This is a genomic window from Janthinobacterium sp. HH106 (assembly GCF_001758725.1).
Lineage (GTDB): Bacteria > Pseudomonadota > Gammaproteobacteria > Burkholderiales > Burkholderiaceae_D > Janthinobacterium.
On sequence record NZ_LRIC01000067.1, the window covers coordinates 17,908 to 26,927 of the forward strand.

The 9,020-nt window shown below is 60.7% G+C and carries 11 protein-coding genes; 7 read left to right on the forward strand and 4 right to left on the reverse strand.

The window, feature by feature from the left end; genetic code table 11:
- Positions 1-200: 200 nt before the first annotated feature.
- Together JAB8_RS25400 and JAB8_RS25405 are read right to left on the reverse strand one after the other, a co-directional pair.
- Positions 201-677, reverse strand: coding sequence for an HD domain-containing protein (locus JAB8_RS25400; RefSeq protein WP_070292058.1), 477 nt, complete (start codon positions 675-677; stop codon positions 201-203).
- Entirely contained in the window at positions 670-1,530 is an 861-nt protein-coding gene (locus tag JAB8_RS25405; RefSeq protein ID WP_139143187.1) for a hypothetical protein, read from the reverse strand. The genes JAB8_RS25400 and JAB8_RS25405 overlap by 8 nt, the downstream gene beginning before the upstream one ends.
- 206 nt (positions 1,531-1,736) lie before the next feature.
- On the opposite strand from JAB8_RS25405, the gene JAB8_RS25410 reads away from it, so the two are divergent.
- Positions 1,737-2,201 (forward strand): hypothetical protein, encoded by a 465-nt coding sequence (locus tag JAB8_RS25410; protein ID WP_070292060.1) that lies wholly within the window; start codon positions 1,737-1,739, stop codon positions 2,199-2,201.
- Position 2,202: 1 nt separating this feature from the next.
- Complete coding sequence (locus JAB8_RS25415; RefSeq protein ID WP_070292063.1) at positions 2,203-2,571, forward strand: hypothetical protein; 369 nt, start codon at positions 2,203-2,205, stop codon at positions 2,569-2,571.
- Positions 2,572-2,754: 183 nt separating this feature from the next.
- Here the strand turns inward: JAB8_RS25415 and JAB8_RS25420 are convergent, their stop codons facing one another.
- Positions 2,755-4,356, reverse strand: a complete 1,602-nt coding sequence (locus JAB8_RS25420; protein WP_070292066.1) for a sensor domain-containing diguanylate cyclase — start codon at positions 4,354-4,356, stop codon at positions 2,755-2,757.
- A 189-nt stretch (positions 4,357-4,545) separates the two neighbouring features.
- Between JAB8_RS25420 and JAB8_RS25425 the strand changes: the two genes are divergently transcribed.
- Both JAB8_RS25425 and JAB8_RS25430 read left to right on the forward strand, forming a co-directional pair.
- Positions 4,546-4,902, forward strand: coding sequence for a hypothetical protein (locus JAB8_RS25425; protein WP_070292068.1), 357 nt, complete (start codon positions 4,546-4,548; stop codon positions 4,900-4,902).
- A 180-nt stretch (positions 4,903-5,082) separates the two neighbouring features.
- A complete protein-coding gene (locus JAB8_RS25430) occupies positions 5,083-6,237 on the forward strand; it encodes a HAMP domain-containing sensor histidine kinase (protein WP_070292072.1) in 1,155 nt (384 codons plus the stop codon).
- A gap of 45 nt (positions 6,238-6,282) precedes the next feature.
- Here the strand turns inward: JAB8_RS25430 and JAB8_RS25435 are convergent, their stop codons facing one another.
- Complete coding sequence (locus JAB8_RS25435; protein ID WP_070221783.1) at positions 6,283-6,525, reverse strand: hypothetical protein; 243 nt, start codon at positions 6,523-6,525, stop codon at positions 6,283-6,285.
- A gap of 249 nt (positions 6,526-6,774) precedes the next feature.
- Here JAB8_RS25435 and JAB8_RS25440 point away from each other — a divergent pair, with 249 nt between their 5' ends.
- From JAB8_RS25440 to JAB8_RS25450, 3 genes are read left to right on the forward strand one after another with little or no spacing between them, the layout of a single operon-like run.
- Positions 6,775-7,533, forward strand: a complete 759-nt coding sequence (locus JAB8_RS25440; RefSeq protein WP_070292074.1) for a hypothetical protein — start codon at positions 6,775-6,777, stop codon at positions 7,531-7,533.
- Positions 7,530-7,772 carry a hypothetical protein gene (locus JAB8_RS25445; protein WP_070292076.1) on the forward strand — a complete coding sequence of 81 codons (243 nt, stop codon included), beginning with the start codon at positions 7,530-7,532 and terminating at the stop codon, positions 7,770-7,772. Before JAB8_RS25440 ends, JAB8_RS25445 begins: the two co-directional genes overlap by 4 nt.
- Before the next feature lie 59 nt (positions 7,773-7,831).
- Entirely contained in the window at positions 7,832-8,779 is a 948-nt protein-coding gene (locus JAB8_RS25450) for an SMP-30/gluconolactonase/LRE family protein (RefSeq protein WP_254679596.1), read from the forward strand.
- Positions 8,780-9,020 lie beyond the last annotated feature (241 nt).

Genomic DNA, 9,020 nt, shown 5'->3' on the forward strand with positions numbered 1-9,020 from the left:
TCACGCGCCGATGTAGTTGGCAGAGCTCGCCCCTTCGCTCGCAAAAAAACATGCGCACGCGACGATTTTTGCCGTTATGCATTTTCTGGGCATTGCGTAGAATCAAACATCCATACACTGATGGCATCGTTTTCGGGTGTTCCCGCTACTTGAAGCCAAGATATTGATGCTGCGCAAAGGTGCGCCGCGCCACCTTGAAACTAAAAAACGTCCCCCCGTAAATACCCGATCGCCCTCCGATATTTCTCTATCCTCTCCAGATCCTTCTGCGTCGGCTCCCCTATCCGCGACAGATCGCTATTCTCCGCCAGATCCGCCAGCTTGACGGCCTTGCCGACCGGGTCCAGGGCCGCGCGGGCGATGAAATCTTCATACAACTCGCCCTCGATCTTGGTCACGGCGCGCACGCCGTCAATGACGTCCCGGGAAAATCCTTCGCGCGCCAGATCGTCGAAGGTGACTTTGCCGTCGCTGTCTTCCACCACGTCATGCAGCACGGCGACGATCTGCTGGGCGCCGGGGGCGACGATCTGCTGGGCGCCGGGGGCGACGCGCAGCATCACGCGCAAGGGGTGCAAAATGTACGGCGCGCCGCCCTTGTCCGTCTGGCCGGCATGGGTGGCGGCGGCAATTTCTATGGCGCGCTCGAGGGTGCCGCGACCTGCATGTTCACGCATGTTCACTCCTTGTTAAGTCCACGTTGATTGATGTGTCCCTTGCGCGCCAGCCGCGGCGCTGCAAGTGGCACACGCTGGTGCACAGCAAGGCTGGCACCAATAAATTGAGAACCGGCACGAGCATCAGCAAGCATAACAGCAGGCCCAGGGCAACAATCGCCGGACGCTGTTCGCGGCGCAATGCCGCTTGCTGTTCCGCGCCAAGTACCTCTGCGGCCGCCGCTCCGTAGATCATCTGGACGTTCCAGGCCAGCAAGTACGCGATCAGCACGCACATGGCCCACACAGGGATCAGCAGGGAGAGCAGCAGCAACAGGCGCCGCCGCCAGGCGGGGCGCGGGACGGACGCATCCAGGCCGGCCGGCGCTTGCCAGCCGGCATAGCGGCGCGCCGCCACCGCCTTGGCGCGCTCCAGCAACAGCCAGCGCAGCGGCAAGCGCGCCGTGCCGATGGCGCCGACGATAAAGACCATCACATAGAAAAATGCAGCCAGCGCCAGCAGCGCCAGGGCGATCTGACCGATCGACAGCAAAGCTTTGGCGGCGCTGCCCAGGCCGCCAGCGATATTGCCCATCTGCGTGACGGTGGCCGGCCCGTCGGCCAGTGCCCCGACGCCATTCATCACGCCCAGGCCCAGCAAGCCGGTAACGGACACCAGCGCCAGCATGGCGCTCAGCTCGACAAAAAAACGGCCGAAGCTGCTATACAGTCCCAGCCACAGCGCCATGACCGCCACGCACCACAGCGCGGAACGCCACCACAGCCCCGCATGGCGGGCATCGCGCAGCCCCAGCCCCACGCACGTGAAGGCTTCCCGCCAGGCCAGCAGCCAGGTTTGCAATGTTTTTGTCACCTTCGGGCAGACTCCGCAATCAAGGGGCGGATACGTCGATCCGGATGTTGCCGATTGTACATGGGCCAGGCTGGCGCACGCGCCGCCGAGAGCAAGGGACAAACCCGGCGCCAGCTTGCCATTGTTTGCGATCCCGCAATTCCAGGCGGAAAGGAATGCGAAACAATGCAAACTCCCCCCCATCGTCGCACCTAGCGGAGTCGAGCATGCTTGAAGTTCAGCCCAGGGATAAGCGCGGGTTTTTCATCCTGCCCCAGGCTCCGGAAGACGCAGGGTATTACGTCTATGGCACCCCGGGCAGGGGCGCAGGCCAGTACGCGCATCCAAACATGATGATGGCGCTCCTGTATGTGGAACGCGAATGGCAAGCAATCGATGACCGGCAATTCGGGATTGGCAACATCAGTCTGGCTAACGGCACCGCCTACGGGGAACACTCAACGCACAAATCCAGCCTGGAGGTAGACATTCGTCCACTGCGCAGGGGCGGCCTTCAACTCCCTGTTTATTGGTACGACAAAGACTACGATCAAGCCGCGACGGCAAAGCTCATCGCACTTTTTCGGGCCCATGCCAGTGTGCGCAGGGTGCTGTTTAACGATACCGGCATTCCATTCGTGACACCATTCAAAAATCACGACCATCATTTCCATCTGGAACTGAGAGCATGATATGAAAAAACTGTGGGCTGTGGCCTTCGGCGCCATCACCGTATTCTCGCTGGCCTATGCAGACGGCAGCAGCGACTGGGGCGAATACAAACAGTTCAAAGGGGCTTATCTGATTTATTCGAATACCTTGGGCGAGCAACAGCCGCCCACACCGCATGACAGCAAGATTTCTTTCATGGTCACGGGGGCCGTTGCCAGGGACATGTTTGACTCGATGGCTCCGGATTCGAAAGAGCGCTGCAGTTTGGAGAAAGGCTATCGGCAGCGCGACAAGGAAAATGTTTCCTGTCTCCGGGATCATGACGGCTATAGGTGTCACTTCGGCTTTAACTTGCGCAGTGGCAAAAGCATTGCTGGATCGATTTGCTAGATCGCGTGGGGTGACCGGAGCCTTAGCCCAGCCAATCCTGCACGACTTCCAGTCCCTGCAAGCGTACTCCAGAATGAAGAGGCGGATACGTCGATCCGGATGTTGCCGATTGTACATGGACAAGGCTGGCGCACGCGCAGCGCAGGGCAAACCCGACGCAGCGCCATCAGCCTTCAACAATGGCTATCGAAACGCCAAAGCCGTCGCAGCCTGATCGGCATGATCGCAAGCTGACGCATGGCAGATCCGGTTTCTCCCCGCTGCCTTGGCCTTGTACAGTGCCTTATCCGCGAGTTCAACCAGCTCCACCGCCTGGTTTTTCAGGTACGTCGGCATCAACGCCGCCACACCGACGCTGGCCGTCACCACGCCAAGAGGATTGCCACGATGCTCGATTCCCAGCGATTGCACGGCCTGGCGGACGTCTTCCGCCACCGTCAAGGCGCCCGGCAGATCCGTCCCCGGCAATAAAATGACCATTTCCTCGCCGCCATAGCGCGCCGCAAGGTCGCCCGGCCGGCGCATGCTGTAAGCCACCACCTTGCCGAGTTTTCTCAGGCACTCGTCGCCGGCCACATGGCCATAGATATCGTTGTATTGCTTGAAGAAGTCGACATCGATCAACACCAGTCCAAGTGAGCTATTTTCACGCTGCGCACGGCTGAACTCGGCAAGCAGCGACTGGTCGAAGTGGCGCCGGTTCGCCAGCCCCGTCAACCCATCCTGATTGGCAAGGCGGGCCAGGGTTTCATTGATCAATTCCAGCTCGTTGCGCGCTTCAAGCAGTCCCGCCTCGCTTTTCACCCGCAAATCGATCAGCCGCACCACGCGGTATCCGATAAACGCGATCAGCAATACCAGCACCCCGCCCACGGCGTTTTGTATCACGGTATCGAGGCGCCATGCAGCGAGGACTTCATCCTGTGACAATGCGGCAGAGACCACCAGCGGATATTCTTCGACTCTTCGATAACTGTTGATGCGCGTCACGCCATCGACCCGCGACTTGATCACGGCCGTGCCTACGGGACTTTTCGGTAAATAATCATGAAATAAGGGAAACTGCGAAAGATCGCGCCCCAGCAAACTCTCATCGAATGGCCTGCGCAATAAAAGAATGCCTTTTCCATTCGCGATGAAAATGGCGCCTTTTTCTCCTATTGAAAAACGTTCATAAAACTGCCTGAAATAATGCATTTCGATGGTCGCCAGCGCCACGCCGCCAAAGCTGCCGTCAGGCAAATTGATCCGCCGCGATACCGTGACTATCCAGTCCCCCGTCGATTTGCTGCGCACGGGCGGGCCGACATAAGGCCCCCGATCATCATGCGTTCGATGGTAGTTGAAATAATCTCGATCGGAATTATTCAGATTACTCAACAAGGTTTTCTGAGAGTTCACGAGCCAGCTGCCATCCCTGGCATAGACGAAGATGCCGTGCAGCTGCCGCAGCTCGGCTACGCGGGTGACCAGCAATTTATGGAGACGGGCCAGTTCAAGGTCGGAGACACCGTCCGCCTCCAGCCGCTCCACCAGACCGACCAGCACCGTATCGGCCTCCTTGATGGTGTCATAGGCATGCTGGGCAACAGATTGCGCCAGGTTGGCGCTTTCACGGCCCGCTTCATTCAATTGCACCTCGCGTGCACGCAAGGTCATCCATAACTGGGTCGCCAGGAGCGACAGGCACACGAGCACGACAAATGAGATCGCCAGCGGCAGCAAGGAAAATCCCCGGAAGCCCGCTCCCAGCAATCGTGGCGGCAAGCTGCGTGACCTGGTCATGGATACACTCCCGGTTTGATATCCGGCAAAGTGTGCACGAAATAGGCAGCGACATACTCACACTTGGTAACAAACATGATATAAAAAAAGTCACCATGACACTTGCTGGGCCACGTCTCCCCTCGGCCATGGCATCGGTGAGTGCTATATCGGAGAGCTCTGATGCATACTCGGCTTGCATGCTGCGCCATGGCGCTCGCTGTATTCTTACCTTCCCAAGCTGCGGACAAGCCGCCGGCATGGACTGGTGAACCACGCCCCTTGCGGGGTGACTATCAGATCTATGGCGGAACGCTGTCCGAAATGCTGCCGCCCACGCGAAACGACCGGAAAGTGGCAATCATGGTCAAAGGGGAATTGGCAAGGGAACTGTTTGCCCAGCTCGGCCCCGATGTGAAACAGGAACAGGCATGCAGCTCCTCGGCGCACTACCGGGAGCGGCGCAGGGGGGACATTCGCTGCGTTCATACAAAAGAGGCGGGATACGCATGCTATTTCGGACTCGATTTACGTACGGGAAAAGGGATGTATGGAGCGATCTGCTAGCCTGGACGCCGTCCGGCACCGTTAAAACCAGAGGCCGCCTCATTCTACCGGCGCACAGCCTGCCGGATGCTTCTGCCTGAGCGACTCTGCCTGCCTATGCCCCCGGAGCAGAACCCGATCCCCCATCCCTCACCGCAACAGCGTACACTGGCTCCTCTTCCATCAACGCATCGGTCCACAGTGAAACTATCGCGCTTTATTACCGGCCATCTGGAGCCGATCCTGGAAGAGTGGGAACTTTTCGCCAGGTCGCTTCCTATTCCGGGCACCGCCATCTCGAAGGCCGAATTGCGCGATCATGCGAAGCAGATGCTGGAAACCATCGTGCGCGACATGGATGTCATCGAAAGCGCGGCGCAGCGAAAAAAGAAATCGACCACGGGCGTTTCGGAAATCACGGGCAAGGAGACGGCAGCCGCCACGCATGGCTCGCTGCGCCAGCAGATCGGCTTCACGCTGCCGCAGCTGACGGCGGAATTTCGCGCGATGCGGGCCAGCGTCCTGCGCCTGTGGATGGCACAGGTGTCGGTGACGACGAAAACGGCGACGCAAGACATCTTGCGCTTCAATGAAGCGATAGACCAGGCGCTGCAGGAATCGGCCATACGCTATTCGCAGCAGAGCGACCGGACCCGCAATACCTTTCTCGCCATCCTCAGCCACGATCTGCGCAGTCCGCTGAGCACGATGACGATGGCCGGTGCGCTGCTGAGCAGGCCCAGCGCGAGCTCTTCTTCCACGGTACAGATCGGTGCGCGGGTCGCCCGCAGCGCAGCGACCATGACAACCATGGTGAACGATCTGCTGGAATTCGCCAGGACACAGCTGGGGGGACGCATGCCCATTTCACCCACCTTGGGCGATCTGGGGGAAATCTGCAAGACGGCCGTCGAAGATGCCTCGGCCGCCCACCCGCAGTGTAAATTCGAGCTGAGCACCACGGGCGAGATGATCGGCGACTTCGATGCGGCCCGCCTGGCCCAGCTGTTTTCGAATTTGCTCAACAATGCCGCGCAATATCGCACTGACGACCAGCCGGTGACCATCACGGCCTGCGGCGATGCCGATACGGCCGTGGTGCAGGTGAAAAATTTCGGCCGCCAGATCCCGGAAAGCTCGCTGAAGAGCATTTTCGATCCCCTGGTGCAGCTGGCCATTTCCGACGATCACAAGGCACCCAACGCCACCAGTATCGGACTGGGTCTGTTTATCGCGCGTGAAATCGCCAGCGCGCACGGCGGCACCATCGGCGCCGAGTCGAGCCTGGAATCCGGCACGGTATTTACCGTGCGCCTGCCCAGGGTGGCGCTGAATGACAGAGGGAACGGCGGCTAGGGACTATCCCGGCAGAAAGCGGCATCCCACCGGGACAGGCCCGCCTCACCTACGGCTGAGCGGCACATACTCGCCCGGCAAGCTGGCCGCTTCCAGCGCATCGGCAAAGGCCAGCAGGAACTTCGCCGGGCCATGTTCCGACACCAGCAGCGATGCGCCCTTGTGGCGCAGCAGTTTCAGCACTTCCTGCTGGTGCGCCTGGTATTCCTGCGAATGGCCGTAGAAGGTCTGATACATCTCCAGCGTTTCCATGGCTTTCGCGGCCAGGATGAATTCGGGTTTGTCCATGATGTCTCCTCGTTGTCATTGCTGCCAAAAACACGAAAAAAACCTGCAAGATGTGCGCCCCATGCCCGTCGCACTGCCTTGCAGCAACCACATCCGTATTTCCATCATACGCCTCAAGCCAGCCATTGCGCCGTCCTGTCGTGCATCTTTTTCTCTCCCGCCCGTCCGGCGCCATCGCTACGGTGTACACGCTAGCGCCATGTGCCCGCGCATGGCATCATGCGCGTTGCCCATTCCTAATAACGACATATGGACCAATATCACTTCCTCGTAGGCGAATTCAAGAAAAATAGCCCCTTTATTCCCGCCACGACCAGTGCGCAGTTGTTCGCCTGGTTCGAGCACATCGGCGAATCCGTCGAGCGCTACGGCAACAAGCGCGGCAAGATCGTCAAGTACTCACAGCGCAATTACGAGAAGATGCTGTTCGCGCCAGAGACCAACGGCATCGGCCTGCTTTCGCCGCGTATCGTGCCGCCCGACGAAGCTGACGAGGCCGTCAACTGCGACGCGCAAGCCATGTATTCATCGGGCTCGGAGCTGGTTCTGTCCATCCGCGCCAGCAAGCTTGCGCTGGCGCCGCTGTTCGACGGTGCGCGGGCCATACCCGGCCTGTTTGACCATTGCGAGTATCTGTACTGCTACGCTGAAACGCAGGGCTATGGCACCGGTTACGCACTCGGCTACCGGCAGGTCGACGAGGCCCACCCGATGACCTTTGGCACGCCTTGCCCCGCAAATAACTGGGCCGCCATCAAGCGGCGCGGGTTGCAAGATGCGCACCTGCGCGATGTCTATCCCATCAACGGTTTCACGCCAGCCAGGCTGGATGCGCTGCCGCCCGGGCGCCGGCAAGCGCTGCGCGCTGCGATGCAAGCTCATGGCCGCTGCGAAGACCATGCCGGCTGGATCTTCTGGTACCTGCAGCCCGGAGAACTGGAAGCGGCCCGCGCCGCACTGAACGCACACGCCATGCTGGGCGCCTACATCAGCCACCGAAGCTCATGAGCACACATTTATCGCTGCACTGTTATCTGCAGGACGAGGCCGCAGAACGGCCACTGCCCTGTTCCGACGTGACCATCCAGGCCGACCCGGCCACCTTGCGCGCCATTGCCCATTTTCTGCTGGCCAGCGCGGACACCTTTGATCAGGCGCAAGACCGGGCCGGCATGCACGCGCACCTGCAGGATGCATGGGATGGCTGGCAGGACAATTTCCCCGACCTCGTCGTCGTGGCGGCATAGACTGGCGCCCCGCCTGGCGCGCGTCGGGTAACATACGCCACCTTTGCTACAAGAGAACAATGATGCCCGATTTCCGAACCGCCCTGCCGTCGCTGCGCGCCGCCGTGCTGGCCGCAGCGCTGGCCAGCCTGTCCGCCTGCGCCAGCCAGCCCGCGCACGAGGCACTGTTCCTCGCCACCACTTTCACGCCCGCGCATTCCTTTACCAAGGGTATCGAAGGCCCGGCCGTCGATGCGGATGGCAATATCTATGCCGTCAACTTTGCGCGCCAGCAAACCATCGGCAAGGTCAGCCCCGGCGGCATTGGCGAGGTGTACCTGACCCTGCCCGGCACCAGCATCGCCAACGGCATCCGCTTCGGCAGCCGCGGCCAGATGTATTTGGCCGACTACATGGAACACACGATTTACCTGGTCGACCCGGCCACACGCGCGCTCACCATCCACGCGCGCGAGCCGCGCATGACGCAGCCGAACGATATCGCCATCACGGCCGACGACGTGCTGTATGCGAGCGATCCGAACTGGAAAGAAAACACGGGCCGCGTATGGCGCATCGCGGCCGACGGCACGGTCACGCTGGCGCTCGACACGATGGGCACGGCCAACGGCATCGAAGTGAGCCCCGACGGCAAGATTTTGTATGTGAATGAAAGCGTGCAGCGCAATATCTGGATGTACGACATCGCCGCGGACGGCAGCCTGAGCGGCAAGCGATTGCTGATCAAGTTCGACGATTTCGGCATGGACGGCATGCGCGTGGACGTCGACGGCAACCTTTACGTGACGCGCTACGGCAAGGGCACGGTGGTGAAATTGTCGCCGCAAGGGCGCATCCTGCGCGAGATCAGCGTGCCCGGCGCCAAGCCCAGCAACATCACCTTCGGCGGCCCCGATGGCCGCACGGCCTACGTCACGGAAGTGGTGCAGGGCCGCTTGCTGCAATTCCGCGTCGACCGCCCGGGCCTCGAATGGCAGCGGGCGCAGGAGCGCCGCAAGGCCGAATAGCAAGCCACATGGTGCTGGCTGCGCATGGCGCGATGTCGGCTTACGCGCTTGCGCGCCAAGCCGACCTACTCTACGCCACGATGCATGCGCAGGCCGGGCGGGCCGGGTAGGTCGGCTTAGCCGGAACGGCATAAGCCGACAAAACAAATAGCAAGCCCACGTGATCCTGGCGGCGCATGGCGCGATGTCGGCTTACGCGCTTGCGCGCTAAGCCGACCTACGCTACGCCACGATGCATGCG